A 14,471-nucleotide genomic window follows, 5' to 3' on the forward strand; every position below is an offset into this window, starting at 1 on the left:
GATTGAAACAGTCACAGCCAGTATTAACCATCGTCGTCCCGTGTTTCAATGAAGAGGAAGTGTTTCAAGAAACAAGCCGTCAGCTGACAGAGGTTGTAGATGATTTAATTGAAGAAAAATTAATTGCTAAAGACAGTAAAATTCTGTTTGTCGATGATGGCAGCAAAGACCGCACTTGGGCTTTAATTGCTATGGAGAGCATAAGAAACAAGAAGGTTACCGGCTTAAAATTAGCCTGCAATGTCGGCCACCAAAAAGCGCTTTTAGCCGGACTGCATAAAGCGAAGAATAGGTCAGACTGCGTCATTTCGATCGATGCTGATCTTCAGGACGACATCTCTGTGATCCGGGATTTTATGCTGAAATATCATGAGGGCTGCGAGATCGTTTACGGTGTACGCCGGAGCAGAAAAACCGATACCTTTTTCAAGCGCACGACCGCGTTAGGGTTTTATCGTCTCATGAATAAGCTTGGGATTAAATTAATTTATAATCATGCTGATTTTCGTTTAATGAATAAAAGGTCCCTCGAAGAGCTTGAGCGTTATCCGGAAGCGAATCTTTTTTTAAGAGGTATTGTCCCTATGATCGGCTTTAAATCGGCCGAAGTTTTGTATGATCGCAAGGAACGCTTTGCCGGCAAAACGAAATATCCGCTGAAAAAGATGCTATCCTTCGCTTTTAACGGGATTACTTCATTCAGTGTCGCACCAATTCGATTCTTTACGCTTTTAGGATTTGTTTTGTTTTTCCTCAGCGCTGTGGCAGGGATTGGCGCGTTTATTCAAAAGCTGCTCGGCCATACGAATGCAGGCTGGGCGTCTCTTATCATATCCATTTGGTTTTTGGGCGGGCTGCAATTGATGGGAATTGGCATCATCGGAGAGTATATTGGAACGATTTTTTCTGAAGTGAAAAGACGGCCGAAATACGCGATCGATATTGATTTGTATAATGAGCAGCTGAGCCCGCTTCAGCGCCAGGAAAAAGAGCGGTTAGAAAAAAAGTACAGTTAAACACGGAAAGAGCTGACTTCATTAGTCAGCTCTTTTTCTTCAACTGATGCAATATGGCGCTAAGCGGTTCGTCTTGCGGGTTGCGGTAAAAATCAAAAAATGGGCAGCCCTGCTTCTTAATTCGATCGATGACTGTATCAATTGTAAACAGAGCGGGTGTTAAAGATGATTGCACCTCATGCCAGTAGAGCGGGGCTGCGACAGTCCCAAGCTCATTTCCTCTCGTCGAATAGGGACAGATAATCGTTTTTCCTTCTGCATGCTGCAAATAATCAAGATACAATTTGCCGTGTCTGTTTTTAATCAAGCGTTCAGTGGTAAATAGCTCGGGAAATGCATTGGTGCAGTACTCTGCGATCAGCTGCGTAAATTGGCGTGTTTCTTCATACGTAAATGCCTCGGGAGACAAGGAAATATAAAGCTGGATGCCTTTGTTGCCGGACAGCTTCGGGTACGATGTGATGCCAAAGGAATCCAACAGCCGCTTCAGTTCATTTGCGGCCTGCACGGCCATAAGAAAGTCATCTCGCGAAGGCGGGTCTAAATCAATGACAATCTCAGCCGGACGTCTGCTTTTAATGGTTTGAAAAGGAACGTGAAACTCCAAAGCAAGCTGGTTGCAAAGCCATAGCAATGTAGACATATCCTCACAGACAATATGTTCATGGCTTCCATCATAGAAAGATTGAACAAAATCCGGCGCATAGTCCGGCTTGTTTTTTTGGAAAAATGATTCGCTCCTAGATCCATGCGGATAGCGGATGACGGTGACAGCCCGGTTTTTCAGAAATGGGAGCAGATAGTCACTGACTTCAATCATATACTGAATAAAATCTTCTTTTGTTTTTTTATTCTTTTCAAATATGATTTTATCCAGGCTTGTGAACTGGAGCTTTGGGTGAACCGGTTTGGAGTGTCGTATGACTTGCGCATATGTGCATTCGGTCCAGTCCATTTGGAATTCGAAACCGATAAACGATACCTCTCTTAATGTGCCTTGGAGAATTGTTAAGTATTGAACAGCTGCACAAATCGAAGGTTCAAGCGTAAATTCGCCTGAGGGTGTTTGATGTCCGTGCTGTTCCATAATCTCGCGTATAGCGCTTTTTTCCTCATCGCGCATTCCGTGCGAGACAGAGGCAATCGGTGTCATTATTCCGTTTTTTAACACAGATACCGTCAGAAACCCGTTGTTAGGGTTGAACCCGGTTATGCAAACATAAGCTTGTTTAAAGTTTTTATATTTGAGCCAATCGGACGACCGCTTCTTTTCAAGCCATTTGCTGTTTGTTTTCTTCGCTACAATTCCTTCTCCGTCATATTTTATTACCATCTCCCAGAGCTGATCAAAATGATCATAACAGGGAATGGATTGAATGGTTTCTTTTGCGTAAGGATCTGGAGATGCAGGAAGCTTTGCTGCGGATATGAGATCACGCAGCGATTTTTTGCGGTCCAAATACGAAAGAAGCGTTACATCTTCTCCGCTTCGCTCTAACAAATCAAAGGCGAGAAAGCAGCACGGCCGCGCGTTTGCCGATTCCTGAATCTTGTCTGGCCTTTTCAAACGCCCCCGCACTTGAAGGTGTTCAAAATCTGCACGACAAGGATTCACCAAACATACGATTTCACCATCAAGTGTCAGCGGAAGCTCTTTTTCCATGTGCTGAAAGGCAGTTTTGGCGAATTGTGTGATTTCAGGGAAGGTGCTGCTGAGCTCCACACCATTTCTGCTGGTTAAGGTCACACCTGAAGAATGGATGCGGAGAATACAGCGGTACCCATCATATTTTACTTCGTAACGCCATTCTGCTCCGATTGGCGTTGACGAAGTTAAGACCGGCTGCATGGTAAACGCCATGGGCTATGACGTGCCGGAGGCTTTTTTTCTAGTTGTTTTTTGTTTTTTATCTCCGGCTCCTTTCGGTTCAGCGGCTTGTGCAGGTGCGGCAGCCGGTGTCTCCCTGTTCGGCCTTCTGGTTCTGTCAATGCTGGCTTGCAGAGCGCTTACCAGGTCAATGACATCTTCACGAGGTGGCGCTTTATCAGGAGTGACGGCCGTTTCTTTATTTTCTAGCTTGTCGTTGACTCTTTGCAGCAGCGCCTGTCGGTACGTGTCTTCATATTTCTCAGGTTCAAACTCAGCAGTCAGTTCATCTATTAATGTGATAGCAGTTTGCAGTTCCTTATCGTTTACATTCGATTGATCAGGTACACCTGGGACATGAGCGGCGCTTCTGACCTCATCGGGATAATGGATAGACTCCATGACGATACAATTTTCATAAACGCGGAGAATCGCCAGCTGCTGCTTTGACCTGATTGTCATATTGGCGATACCGATCTTTCCGGTTGAGCGCAGCGCCTCACGCAGCAGGGTATAGGCCTTTGTCCCATTATCCCCGGGGCCGACAAAGTAGGAGCGGTTAAAATAAATCGGATCAATTTCCTGAAGCTGAACAAAGTCAACAATCTCAACCGCTTTCTCCTCATGCTCCTGTTTTAAGCTTTTTAAATCTTCGTCTGTCAGTACTACATATTTCCCTTTTACATATTCATATCCCTTCACAATTTCATCAGGACTAAGAGTTTTTTCGCAATTTGTGCAAACTTTTTCGTATTTGATTGGTGCGTGATCCTCTTTATGGAGGCTGCGCAGTTTAATATCTTTATCTTCTGTGGCCGCATATAGCTTGATGGGGATGTTTACTAATCCGAAGCTGATCGATCCCTTCCACATTGTATGCATATCGATAAACCCCTTTTTTTCTTTAGTGTGAAGAGAAGGAGTACGATTCATGTGTAGTAACTTATGGGTGAAAAAAAGCCGGCGCTGTTATTGCGACGGCTGTTCAATAATGAATTGTTCGAATTGTTCCGGAGGTATTGGCCTGCTGAAAAAGAAGCCCTGCAAATGGTCGCAGCCTTTTTCATATAGAAGCTGCTTTTGAGCTGCATTTTCCACACCTTCGGCAATCACCTGCAAAGACAGCTGATGCCCCATGGCAATAATAGCTCCGGTAATTTGCTCTGATTTAGGATGGGTCTGAATATCGTCAATAAATGATTTGTCAATCTTCAGCCTGTGAATCGGGAAGTCCTTCAAATAGCTAAGGGAGCTGTGACCAGTACCGAAATCGTCAATACTGATTCTGATTCCTAATTCTGTTAGGGATGACAAGACCTTTTTGGAGTGATCGAGATTGTCCATTGTCATGCTTTCCGTCACCTCCACTTCAAGAAGCTGCGGAGGAAGCTGGTATTTATTAAGCGTATCCTTGATGAGGGGAATCAGATCTTCGGATTGGAACTGTCTGGCGGAAATATTAATGGCGACAGAAAGATCATAGCCTTTGTCGTGCCAAATCCTTGCCTGCTTGCATGCTTCATCTATAATCCACTTTCCGATATCAATAATAAGTCCCGTTTCTTCTGCGACACCGATGAATTCTCCGGGCGGACGCAGTTGCCCGTCTGGTGTCACAAGGCGTATCAGTGCTTCTGCTCCTGTCATTTTTTGTTTTTTTACACTGAATTGCGGCTGATAATGCAAGACAAATCTATCGTTTTCGATTGCTTCTCTGAGTACCATCTCTTGGTTAAGCTTGACGGTTTCTTTGTTGCCGATTGAAAAAGAATAGTATCTATATTTGCTTTTGTTTCGTTCTTTAGCCGCATACATCGCCATATCAGCCTTTTTCATCAATTCAAGGCCATCAGTCCCGTCTTTTGGAGATATCGCAATCCCGATACTGACAGATGTGACAAGAGTGTGATCTTGAATCTTGAAAGGTTTTTTGAATTTTTGGATAATTTTTCTTGCTAAAACATCTGCTTCGCCTGTTCCTGTATTGGCGTCTGTTAATATAATAATAAATTCATCACCGCCAAGACGGGCGATAAATCCGTTATCAGGGACTACAGATGACAAACGTTTAGCCGCAAACTGAAGCAGTTGATCCCCGACATTATGCCCTAATGCATCGTTAATCACTTTAAACCGGTTTAAGTCGAGAAAGAAAACAACGGTGTTATAATGCAAGGTATGCTCGCGATTCAGTACCTTTGTTAGATGAGAGATGGCATGCCTTCTGTTAGGTAAGTCTGTAAGCGAATCATAATGAGCCATTCTATGGATTTCTTTTTCTGCTTTGTACTGCTTCGTCATGTCTTTGCAAATGACATAAATGCTGTCTAATTCCTGATTGACCTCAACAGGTATAAGCGTAATATTTAAGTGAAACTGGCCTTTTTCAGTGATAAGTTCGCTATCGCTGTTCATCGCTTGTTTATCTTTTTTAACTTGCTCAAAAAGGCGCTTAATCTTCTGTGATGTGTAATTCCTCCAGTCATGCATGCTGAAGCCAAATTTGCTGATCATTTCCTCACCAGCGTGATTGGAAGATATTATGTCTCCTTCTAATGATAAAATAAAGATTGCATCAATATTGTGGACGATTAAAGACTGAAATCGCTGTTCGTTATCCTTTATGCGTTCGCTCTGTTTCATAAACTTTCGGTCTGCATGAGAACTGAATAATAATAACGTTTGGATACAAAAAATAATTAAAGTAACAAAAATTGACCAATGAAACGTATGTACTTCCATATGGCTTCTGGGCGGAGCCATGTCCTTATGGAAAGTTGCCGCAAGCATCCCTGTGTAGTGCATGCCCGAAATCCCAATACCCATTACAATTGAACTGACGACTTTATAGAATATAAGATGCTCAGAATGTTTTTTTACGGCCAAGTCAAAGAATATTTTTAACGAGACGAAAGAGGCTGCAATCGCAATGATAATTGAAACTGTAAATAAAATCGGTTCGTAAATAATCATTACCCGGGAAATGGCAGACATTCCGATATAGTGCATAGAAGCAATAGATGCGCCAAGCACAACTGATCCGGTAAGCAGTCTGTAATATGTAAGAATGTGCCGGCTGACAAAATATAATGACACAAATGATCCCGAAACAGATGCGCCAATGGCTGCCATTAAAGGCATGAATTCATATTCCATCGGCATTTCCATATGGACGGCCATCATCCCTACAAAATGCATTGACCAAATACCGAATCCCATAATAAGTGAGCCGCCGATCAGCCAAATTTTACTTTTTAAGCCTGTATTGATGGTGACTTTCCTTGATAGTTCAAGGGAAATATACGAGGCGGTACAGGCAATTAGAATAGATAAACATATGAGCGTCGTATTATATGTAACGTGTATTTCCAAATGGAGATTCCCCCCGTATCGTGTGTTCCAGTCTTGTTGACTCTCTTTATTATCGGCTGCTTAACCGCAGAGTTTCAGCCTTCAAAACGATAGAAATACGAGGGAGATCTATTTTTAGTTCAACTGACCGTGAAAAATGTGTTAAAATCATCTTGACGTTTTCCGAAAAAACAAAAATGTATGATACATAAACATGAAATAAGGGAGTTGATGGCTATCGAAGAGCTGGTTATGTCATGGATAGAAGCATTTAAAAGCTTATCTTATTTTGGAATATTTCTAGCGCTCAGTATTGAGTTTATCCCGGCCGAAGTCGTCTTGCCGCTTGCGGGCTATTGGGTATCTAAAGGCGATATGACACTTGCCGGCGTTGTTTTGGCAGGATCGCTTGGGGGAGTGGCCGGTCCGCTTACGCTGTATTGGATAGGCCGGTACGGGGGAAGGCCGTTTCTTGAACGTTTTGGGAAGTATCTCTTTATTAAACCTGAAGCGCTTGATAAGTCAGATGAATTTTTCAAAAAACATGGAGGCTTTGTCGCCTTCAGCGGCCGTTTCTTGCCTGGCATCAGGACATTGATTTCCATACCGTGCGGAATTGCAAAAATGAAAGTTTGGGTGTTTTCGCTTTATACATTCATTGCTATGCTTCCGATTACATTTGTATATGTTTATCTCGGTGTGAAGCTCGGTGAAAATTGGAAGGAAGTCGGCTCTATTCTTGATCAATATATGCTTCCGATCGGGATAGCGATTTTGGCGCTGTTCCTGCTCTACTTACTGATGAAAAAGAGGAAGAAACGCACGCACTCCGAACAGTTATCTGTATTTTTAAAAAATAAACGTTGACAAATCATTGCGCTGCGCATATCATTGACGTATAAAATCATATTTCTTGAATCCCAAAGGGGAGTAGCGTCCGGAACATATTCCGGAAACAAAGTCGTCATTTCATGGATTGTATCCATCGGCTTTGTTGGCATGCCTGAATTCATGTCTAGCAAGACCTTTGCCTTATGTCGGCAAAGGTCTTTTTTGCATGGTCCGGCCGGCATAAGATCGGATGAAGAGAAAGAAAACAACTTTTTTGGGAGGGTATCATTTATGGATGCAGCATTACTATTAGAGTATGGTTGGGTTCTTCTCGTCTTGATCGGGCTGGAAGGGATTTTAGCCGCCGATAACGCGTTGGTTATGGCGGTAATGGTAAAACATTTGCCGGAGGAAAAAAGAAAAAAAGCGTTATTTTATGGATTGGCAGGGGCTTTTGTTCTGCGATTTGGCTCTTTATTTGCCATTTCATTTTTGGTCAACGTATGGCAGGTTCAAGCGATTGGCGCGATCTATTTGCTGTATATCTCAGCAAGCCACTTATTGAAAAGATATGTATTTAAGAAAGAAGACACACATAAAGAGACGAAGCAAAGCGGTTTTTGGCCGACTGTTTTAAAAGTTGAGCTGGCAGATATCGCGTTTGCTGTTGATTCCATCTTAGCAGCAGTAGCATTGGCGGTTACGCTCCCTGCAACATCATTCCCGAAGATCGGCGGACTTGACGGAGGGCAATTTCTCGTCATTTTGGCCGGCGGTATCATCGGATTGGTGATCATGCGGTTTGCGGCTTCCATGTTTGTGAAGTTATTAAAGGAACGTCCAAGCCTAGAAACAGCAGCCTTTGTGATTGTCGGCTGGGTCGGAGTGAAGCTTGCTTTATATACGCTTGCCCATCGCGACATAGCGGTTGTTTCTGAGCACTTTATCCATTCTGGAACATGGAAGCTGATATTCTGGGGTGTCTTAGCGGCAATCGCGGTTTGCGGCTGGTTTATGTCAGGTGGGAAAAGACAGCCGGAGAGCGCACAAAACGAACAAAAAAACAGCACCCGTGAACGGGCGTAATCTGAAAGACTCTGCTTAAAAGCAGAGTCTTTTTGTGTTTGAAGCGTTTTCATAAGCGAAATAAAATAACATTTTCATAACATCTTTGTTACAAAAAACACGCATAAAACCCCCTTAATTCTTTAGAAAGGCACGAAATCATGTATAGGACGTCAGAATGGTTTGTCATAATTGAGACATTGGAAATCAATATTTCTTTTTCTCCTTTGCGAATCCCTATCAAATTAGCTATCATTAATGAGTAGTTATAGGGAGGAACTGAGGTGAAACCAGTGCTTAGCCTTTTGTTTAAATTGGGAAAAAAGAAGCAAACACTTGAAAAAGCTGTTGAGAGTATACAAAAAGGCAATAAAGATCTGCAAAATGAATTAATACAGCAATATAAGCCATTTATCGCAAAGACGGTTTCATCCGTTTGTAAACGATATATAGATGAAAAAGACGATGAGTTCAGTATTGGACTGATCGCGTTTAATGAAGCTATAGAAAAATATTCACCTGAAAAAGGAAATTCTCTGCTCGCATTTGCTGAGCTTATTATAAAAAGAAAAGTCATTGATTACATTAGAAAAGAAGCCAGAAGCGCACAAAATATAAATATCGATTTACAGGAAGGAGACGATCAGGAGTCATCACAAAGCCTGATTGAAGCCGAGCTTTCCATTGATGAATACCGCCGTCAGATTGAACAGGAGCAGAGGCGGGAGGAAATCCTCTATTTTCAAAAGCAGCTCAAGGATTATGGTTTATCGTTTAAAGAACTGCTTGAAAATTCTCCAAAGCACACGGATGCAAGGCAAAACGCCATAAAGGTGGCAATGACGCTTGTTGAACATGAAGAATTGGCCGCTATCCTGTATACAAAGAAGCAGCTTCCGGTCAAACAGCTTGAACAGCTTGTCTCTGTAAGCCGAAAAACGATTGAGAGAAACAGAAAATATATTATTGCGATGTGTATTATCATTACGGGTGATTATATTTATTTAAAAGATTATCTTAAAGGGGTGCTGCACTCATGAGAAGAGGGATTATAGTAGAGAAAAATAAAAAATTCGTCACGTTGCTGACCCCTGACGGACAATTTTTAAAAGCCAAAAATGATCGACACAGCTATGAAATCGGAGAAGAAATCATGCTTCCGAGTGAAACACGCATGGGCAGAAGGGCCAGCTTTTTTGATTTTTTTAAACTGCGCCCTTTCAAAATGGGGATTTTTACGATGACTGCTATTATGCTCTTTATTTTTATAGTTCTCCCCGTTTTTTCTAATAATAAGGCCTATGCGTATATGACAATCGATATCAATCCAAGCGTCGAAATGGCGATAAACAGCGATTATGAAGTGATTGAACTGACGCCTCTAAACGATGAGGGACAGAAAGTCGTGAATGATATAGATGATTGGGAGAAGACTGATTTTAAAAAGGTGATTGACGATATTATAACCGACTGCAGTGAACACGGGTATGTAAAGAAATCGAAAGAAATATTGATTTCCACTGTTTATGAAAACACAGAAGACAATACATATAAAAAGGCTGTGAAAAAACAGCTGAATGATGTGACTGAAAAATATAAAACGACATACCGCATGGAATCTCTCGAGTCAGATATGCAAACGAGGGAAAAAGCGAAGAAAAAAGGCGTCTCAACAGGCAGCTACATCAAATCAAATGAAAAGAATGACAATAAAGATTTAAAAGATGACTCCAGCAAACCATCCGGGGAAGAGGATCAAAAGAATGATGAAAATGTGGATGAAAACACCGATCAAACTGACACCCAGGACAGCAAGCAAGGAGATAATGAACAGCTGAATGATGCGGATTCCGGAGACCAGAAAGAAGATAAAGCGGATGACCAGATTGATGATAGTGACAAAGATAAAAAAATAAAGGAATCAGATGAAAACACAGATACCGAAAAAGATGGGGACCATGAGCAAACCCCAATACAAGATCCTCAAGATAAAGGAAATGAAAATAACGGCGCTGACAAGGGCCAAAGCCAATATCACAGGGACTGGAACAATGGTGAACAAGGCAAGAACCGTTCTTCGTCCAGAAGGGATAACGCTTCAGACCGACGTAATCCAAACGGCTACAGCAGTGATAATAATTCAGCTCAAAATGAAGATTCGCCGAGTGCCCCCGGCGAATAAAGACCTGAATTTATTTAGTTGTGCCATTTAATTGTGATTGTGCTTGCTGTACCAGCCGCTTTGTCATTTCTCCGCCTACAGAGCCGTTAGCGCGTGCGACTGTATCAGAACCAAGGTTCACACCGAATTCTTGAGCCACTTCGAGTTTAAATTGGTCTAGTGCCTGCTCCACCCCTGGAACAACGAGTTTATTTCTGCTCGCCATCTTTTTCATCTCCTTTTTCGATAAAGAAATTCTTAACGCGTATTTAGTTTGAAATATACGGGGTTTATTTATGCTGGCAATTGTTGTGGAGAAAAATAAAACCCCGGCCTCTGAGCCGGGGTGACGCAGACTATAGAATGTCTGCTGTCATTTTATGTGCGGTTGCCTGAATATGGAACGTCAAAATGGAGAGAACTGTAATGGCGATAATTTGTCTGATTTTAAGCCATTGGCCGTCATTCAGTTCTTCAAAACGGTGACGGAGACGCTCTGTCTCCTGTTCGGCGATCTCCTGCAGATTTGATTCTTTCATCGAAGGAGTATCTTGGTGATGGATGGCATCAAGCACATATGCGCAGCTTTCATAATAAGCAATCGGGCTGATGACATCATCAGATCTGTCTGAGATTGTGTTAAAGGCCACTTTTAAAATAGCCCGTATGTGTTCAAAGTCATAAATGGATTTTAAATCACGTACAATTAAAAGAATAACTGCCTGTTCAACTGAGTATTTTTTGCCCAGCTCAGGGTGTCCGATCAGATCTTTGATATCACGCTTTACCCAGTTTTGAATCGCGGTTGACTTTAACGACGTCAGCTCGCATAAGTTGCCAAGCTCTACGATTTCATTTGTAGAAAGACCGTATTCTTTTTTCTGTTTTTTTCGTTCGTATCTTGTAAGAAATTCAGGAATTTCTAGATGATTGGCTGCTTTTTCTGCTGACATGTTCGCTGATTGGACGAGAATGTCGAGCGGGCTATGTTCTCCTTGTCCTTTTAGGGAATAGAGCAGCCGCACCATATCGGTTCGAGAGAGTTTAAAAATGTTCATTGTTCACCTCTTTAAACAATTTGACGCGGATATCGGTCTATGTATAAATTCAAAGTTCAAGCGTCAGCAAATTACATTAACATCATACGTCGAATTCCTTGCATTTTCAAATGGATGTTTTATAATTTAAATATACGGGTTCTTTTGAACTTAAAATAACGGAGGTTGTTATGGCGAAAAGAATTTTTCTGTTTATTCTAACGAATATTTTGGTGCTTACAACAATCGGGATCGTTTTGTCTGTTTTAAGCTCTGTTACAGGAGTCGGGACGTACTTTACAGCTGATGGCGGTATCGATCCAATGGCGCTTCTTGTGTTCAGTTTAGTCGTTGGATTTGTCGGTTCCTTTACGTCTCTTGCGATATCCAGATGGATGGCAAAGACGATGATGGGCGTCAGAGTGCTGAATCCGAAAAAACACTCGCTCAGCTATGAGGAACAGCAATTGGTTGATCGTGTTCACAGATTAAGCCGCTCTGCCGGTTTAACGAAAATGCCGGAAGTCGGGATTTACCGTTCACCTGAAGTAAACGCGTTTGCGACTGGACCGTCAAAACGCCGTTCACTTGTCGCAGTATCGTCAGGGCTGCTGGAGCAGATGGATGACGCAGCGGTTGAAGGTGTGCTTGCCCACGAGGTCGCGCATATCACAAATGGTGATATGGTAACAATGACGCTTTTACAAGGTATCGTTAATACCTTTGTCGTCTTTTTATCGCGTATCGCTGCTTGGATAGCAAGTCGTTTTGTCAAAGAAGATCTAGCTCCGATCGTTCATTTTATTGCAATGATTATTTTTCAGATTGTCTTTTCGATACTTGGCAGCCTGGTTGTGTTTGCGTATTCACGCCATCGTGAATTCCATGCTGACAGGGGAGGAGCGGATCTTGCCGGCAAGGACAAGATGATTCATGCGCTGCGGACGCTTAAAAGCTATTCTTCCCGGATTATGGAAGACGATCAGACAGCTGTCCAAACGTTAAAGATTAATGGCAAGAAGCGCTCTTCGCTTTTCTCTACTCACCCTGATTTAGATGAGCGAATCAGACGGCTGGAAGCTAAATAATACAAACACATTGTTCCTCTGAGAGAATTCTCAGAGGTTTTTTATTTTATCTATTGACTAAAATCATAAAAAAATAAGCAAGTTAAGAAAATGTTTCGTAAAAGCCTTTAAAAATGGACCTAATATCTTTAGAATAATTACCGTACTTAAAAAGAGAGGCAGAAGGATTTTACATGAGATTAAAGTTTGGAAAATTGATACAGGCCTTGTCACCGGCCCAGCTGATCGCATTATATTATTTTCTTGCAGTTACTGTGGCCGTTATATTGCTGAGTTTGCCAGCGGCCCATAAACCGGGGGCGGATTGGACGTTTATTGATGCGCTTTTTACAGCTGTCAGTTCAGTCAGTGTAACGGGACTGACAGTTGTTGATACAGCTGATACATTCAGCACAATAGGGATTTTTATATTAGCATTTGTTTTGCAATTTGGCGGAATCGGAATTATGACGCTCGGAACGTTCATTTGGCTGATCATGGGAAAACGAATCGGGCTGAAAGAACGGAAGCTGATTATGGTTGATCAAAACCAATCCCAGTTTTCAGGAATTGTCAATCTGATGAAGCAGGTACTGTTTCTGATCTTGTGGATTGAATTTTTTGGCGGGCTGATACTCGGCACATATTTCTTAACCTACTATGACTCCTATCAGGAAGCCTATTTACACGGATTTTTTGCCAGTATCAGTGCAACGACAAACGGCGGATTTGATATTACCGGTAATTCGATGATTCCATTTCGCCACGATTACTTTGTGCAGTTTATTACAATGCTTTTAATTATATTTGGAGCGATTGGATTTCCCGTGCTTGTTGAAGTAAAGGATTTCCTGTTTTCAAAGCATCGGCGTTATCCATTTACGCTTTTTACAAAGATCACGACGATTACATTCGGCTCACTTGTCTTGTTTGGAGCCATTGGCATCTTTGCCCTGGAAGCAAACCATGCGTTCGCAGGAAAATCATGGCATGATGTTTTGTTTTTGTCCCTGTTTCAATCAACGGCAACCCGAAGCGGGGGGCTGGCAACAATCGATATCAGCCAATTATCGGATTCCACACTCTTTTTTATTTGTGCGCTGATGTTTATTGGAGCGTCGCCAAGCTCAGTCGGGGGAGGCATACGGACAACGACTTTTGCTTTGAACCTTCTTGCGCTGTTTCATTTTGCCCGCGGCAATAAGGCCGTAAAGGTATTCAAACGGGAGCTTCACCCTGCAGACTTGATGAAGTCGCTTGTTGTCACGATGATGGCGATCCTGCTCGTTTTTGGCGCGACACTCATTCTGACCATTACAGAAAAGCATTCCCTGCTGGAGCTTTTGTTTGAAGTGTGCTCGGCATTCGGTACAACCGGCCTGTCGCTTGGAATTACGGCAGATTTGAGCAGTGTTGGAAAATGCGTCATTATGATTGTCATGTTTATCGGGCGAATCGGCATCCTAACCTTCCTGTATCTGATCGGAAGAAAGGAAATTGAAGCGAACTATCACTATCCGAAGGAAAGAGTTATTATCGGATAGGCAAAACACCGCATACTTTGCGGTGTTTTTTGATTGCCAAAAAAAAGATGTGTGCCTCCTGTTCAGTTGGAGAACCTAACTTCGACAGGTGCAATTAATGCTCCTGCATCTTGAAGTGAGTGAAATGTCTGAAAACTGGCGAGGAGGATTCGTATGAAGCGTAAAGCTGAAGTGAATGAAGCCATTAAAAATAACAATACACCTACCGAGAGCATGGACCCCAATTCATATAAGACACAATATCATGACGACCCCAATTTTAGAGGGGCAAACCGCAATTCCAAACAGGGCCAGCAGGGAGGCATGTAATTGTGAAGAAAAACCGTCATAGCAGAGACATGCAAAATCATAAAAAGCCTATGAATAAAAAGGTGCTGGAGGAAGAATTCTCAAGTGAACTTGGGGATTACAATGCCGGAAAGATCATCGAAACGCTGGAAGTCACCAAGCCTGAAAAGAAAAAAGAAAAAAACAAAAATAAAAAACAAAAATAAAAAAGACCTCTTAGGCGGCGTCCGCTTAAGAGGTGCTT

The 14,471-nt window shown here is 42.3% G+C and carries 14 protein-coding genes and 1 riboswitch; of the genes, 9 read left to right on the top strand and 5 right to left on the bottom strand.

Features of this window, described 5'->3' with window-relative positions; translation table 11 throughout:
- Window positions 1–2 precede the first annotated feature (2 nt).
- The gene (locus WA279_RS04920; protein ID WP_251187032.1) at window positions 3–1,016 is read left to right on the top strand and encodes a glycosyltransferase family 2 protein; all 1,014 of its coding nucleotides are present in this window, start codon (window positions 3–5) and stop codon (window positions 1,014–1,016) included.
- Window positions 1,017–1,041: 25 nt separating this feature from the next.
- Here the strand turns inward: WA279_RS04920 and WA279_RS04925 are convergent, their stop codons facing one another.
- From WA279_RS04925 to WA279_RS04935, 3 genes are all read right to left on the bottom strand, one after another.
- Window positions 1,042–2,877, bottom strand: coding sequence for a DNA ligase D (locus tag WA279_RS04925; protein WP_336154532.1), 1,836 nt, complete (start codon window positions 2,875–2,877; stop codon window positions 1,042–1,044).
- Between the two features lie 3 nt (window positions 2,878–2,880).
- Window positions 2,881–3,765, bottom strand: coding sequence for a non-homologous end joining protein Ku (gene ku, locus WA279_RS04930; RefSeq protein WP_024572505.1), 885 nt, complete (start codon window positions 3,763–3,765; stop codon window positions 2,881–2,883).
- 87 nt (window positions 3,766–3,852) lie between these two features.
- Window positions 3,853–6,255, bottom strand: a complete 2,403-nt coding sequence (locus WA279_RS04935) for an EAL domain-containing protein (RefSeq protein WP_251187034.1) — start codon at window positions 6,253–6,255, stop codon at window positions 3,853–3,855.
- 180 nt (window positions 6,256–6,435) lie between these two features.
- On the opposite strand from WA279_RS04935, the gene WA279_RS04940 reads away from it, so the two are divergent.
- The 4 genes from WA279_RS04940 (at window position 6,436) to rsgI (ending at window position 10,312) form a co-directional block, all read left to right on the top strand.
- Complete coding sequence (locus WA279_RS04940; RefSeq protein ID WP_336154535.1) at window positions 6,436–7,101, top strand: DedA family protein; 666 nt, start codon at window positions 6,436–6,438, stop codon at window positions 7,099–7,101.
- 46 nt (window positions 7,102–7,147) lie between these two features.
- Window positions 7,148–7,251: riboswitch (yybP-ykoY riboswitch) on the top strand.
- Between the two features lie 105 nt (window positions 7,252–7,356).
- Window positions 7,357–8,151, top strand: a complete 795-nt coding sequence (locus WA279_RS04945; RefSeq protein WP_336154537.1) for a TerC family protein — start codon at window positions 7,357–7,359, stop codon at window positions 8,149–8,151.
- 263 nt (window positions 8,152–8,414) lie between these two features.
- Window positions 8,415–9,170, top strand: a complete 756-nt coding sequence (gene sigI, locus WA279_RS04950) for an RNA polymerase sigma factor SigI (RefSeq protein WP_003245855.1) — start codon at window positions 8,415–8,417, stop codon at window positions 9,168–9,170.
- Entirely contained in the window at window positions 9,167–10,312 is a 1,146-nt protein-coding gene (gene rsgI, locus WA279_RS04955) for an anti-sigma-I factor RsgI (RefSeq protein ID WP_336154538.1), read from the top strand. The genes sigI and rsgI overlap by 4 nt, the downstream gene beginning before the upstream one ends.
- A gap of 10 nt (window positions 10,313–10,322) precedes the next feature.
- Here rsgI and sspD read toward each other — a convergent pair whose 3' ends face one another.
- Window positions 10,323–10,517, bottom strand: coding sequence for an acid-soluble spore protein SspD (sspD, locus tag WA279_RS04960; RefSeq protein ID WP_003218568.1), 195 nt, complete (start codon window positions 10,515–10,517; stop codon window positions 10,323–10,325).
- 130 nt (window positions 10,518–10,647) lie between these two features.
- Window positions 10,648–11,349, bottom strand: coding sequence for a transcriptional regulator HtpK (htpK, locus tag WA279_RS04965; protein ID WP_021479421.1), 702 nt, complete (start codon window positions 11,347–11,349; stop codon window positions 10,648–10,650).
- 170 nt (window positions 11,350–11,519) lie between these two features.
- Between htpK and htpX the strand changes: the two genes are divergently transcribed.
- The 4 genes from htpX (at window position 11,520) to WA279_RS04985 (ending at window position 14,433) form a co-directional block, all read left to right on the top strand.
- Window positions 11,520–12,416 (top strand): protease HtpX, encoded by an 897-nt coding sequence (gene htpX / locus WA279_RS04970; RefSeq protein ID WP_128740293.1) that lies wholly within the window; start codon window positions 11,520–11,522, stop codon window positions 12,414–12,416.
- Between the two features lie 173 nt (window positions 12,417–12,589).
- Entirely contained in the window at window positions 12,590–13,939 is a 1,350-nt protein-coding gene (gene ktrD / locus WA279_RS04975; RefSeq protein ID WP_032725587.1) for a Ktr system potassium transporter KtrD, read from the top strand.
- A gap of 153 nt (window positions 13,940–14,092) precedes the next feature.
- On the top strand, window positions 14,093–14,248 hold the full coding sequence (locus WA279_RS04980; RefSeq protein WP_003232510.1) for a hypothetical protein: 156 nt from the start codon (window positions 14,093–14,095) through the stop codon (window positions 14,246–14,248).
- 2 nt (window positions 14,249–14,250) lie between these two features.
- Window positions 14,251–14,433 carry a hypothetical protein gene (locus tag WA279_RS04985; RefSeq protein WP_015715779.1) on the top strand — a complete coding sequence of 61 codons (183 nt, stop codon included), beginning with the start codon at window positions 14,251–14,253 and terminating at the stop codon, window positions 14,431–14,433.
- Window positions 14,434–14,471 lie beyond the last annotated feature (38 nt).

This window comes from Bacillus sp. 204(2023), from assembly GCF_037027505.1.
GTDB lineage: Bacteria > Bacillota > Bacilli > Bacillales > Bacillaceae > Bacillus > Bacillus subtilis.